The sequence below is a fragment of the Arthrobacter sp. AL05 genome (assembly GCF_029960715.1).
GTDB lineage: Bacteria > Actinomycetota > Actinomycetes > Actinomycetales > Micrococcaceae > Arthrobacter.
Genome location: NZ_JASBRC010000048.1, coordinates 1 through 1,557, shown reverse-complemented (window position 1 = coordinate 1,557; position 1,557 = coordinate 1). Strand labels below are relative to the sequence as shown.

The following is a 1,557-nucleotide window of genomic DNA, read 5'->3' as shown; positions in this document are numbered from 1 at the left end:
GGTCGCTCGGAGCGGATCCGCGGCAACGAGGTGAAGTTGTGCCGCGGCGGCGGGCAGGAGGTGGCCCACTCCAGAGAGGCGCCAAAGCCCCACGGATCGTCCACTTCGACGCGTTCGTTGCTGCGCCAGGTGATGTAGACGTTCCAGAAGAACGGGATCAGCGACGCGCCAAGCAGGAACGAGGAGTAGGTGGAGAACTGGTTCATCCAGGTGAAGTTATCCTGCGGCATGTAGTCCGCATAGCGGCGCGGCATACCCTCCACGCCGAGCCAGTGCTGGATCAGGAAGGTGCCGTGGAAGCCCAGGAACAGCATCCAAAAATGGATCTTGCCGAGGCGTTCGTTGAGCATCTTCCCGGTGAACTTCGGCCACCAGAAATAGAACCCGGCGAACATCGCGAACACCACGGTGCCGAAGACCACGTAGTGGAAGTGAGCCACCACAAAGTAGGAATCGGAGACATGGAAGTCCAGCGGCGGCGAAGCCAGGATGATGCCGGTCAGGCCGCCGAACAGGAAGGTCGCCAGGAAGCCCAGGCTCCACAACATCGGCGTCTCAAAGGTAATCGATCCCCGCCACATGGTGCCGATCCAGTTGAAGAACTTCACCCCGGTCGGAACGGCAATCAACATGGTCATAAATGAGAAGAACGGCAGCAGCACCGAGCCGGTCACGTACATGTGGTGCGCCCACACGGTCACGGACAGCGCGGCAATGGAAATCGTTGCATAGACCAGGCCCTTGTAGCCGAAGATCGGCTTGCGGCTGAAGACCGGGAAAATCTCCGTGACGATGCCGAAGAACGGCAGGGCAATGATGTAAACCTCGGGGTGGCCGAAGAACCAGAACAGGTGCTGCCAGAGGACCGCGCCGCCGTTCTCCGGATCAAAAATATGCGCCCCGAAGCGGCGGTCAGCACCGAGCGCGAACAACGCCGCGGCCAGCGGCGGGAACGCCATCAGCACCAGGATCGCCGTCACCAGGATGTTCCAGGTGAAAATCGGCATCCGCCACATGGTCATACCCGGGGCACGCATGCAAATAACCGTGGTGATGAAGTTCACCGCGCCAAGGATGGTACCGAAACCGGACAGCGCCAGGCCAAAGACCCAGAGGTCACCGCCCACACCGGGGCTGAAGGTCGTGTTGGACAACGGCGCATAAGCAAACCAGCCAAACGACGCCGCACCCTGCGGAGTGATGAACCCGGACACGGCGATAGTGGAGCCGAAGAGGAAAAACCAGAAGGCCAGCGCGTTCAGCCGCGGGAAGGCGACGTCGGGGGCACCGATCTGCAGCGGCATAATCACGTTCGCGAAGCCCGCGAACAGCGGCGTCGCGAACATCAGCAGCATCACCGTGCCGTGCATCGTGAAGAGCTGGTTGTACTGCTCCTTGGTCTGCAGGATCTGCATACCCGGTTCGAACAGCTCGGCACGGATCAACAGCGCCATCACACCGCCGAAGCAAAAGAACACAAAAGAGGCAATCAGGTACATGTACCCGATGGTCTTATGGTCAGTCGAGGTGATCCAGTTGACGACAATGCGTCCCTTG

General features: G+C 60.4%; 1 protein-coding gene. It reads right to left on the bottom strand.

All coding sequences use genetic code 11. The annotated features are described in order from the left end of the window. A partial coding sequence (gene ctaD, locus QK287_RS18365; RefSeq protein ID WP_282361126.1) for a cytochrome c oxidase subunit I occupies positions 1-1,557 on the bottom strand: 1,557 nt, incomplete at both ends.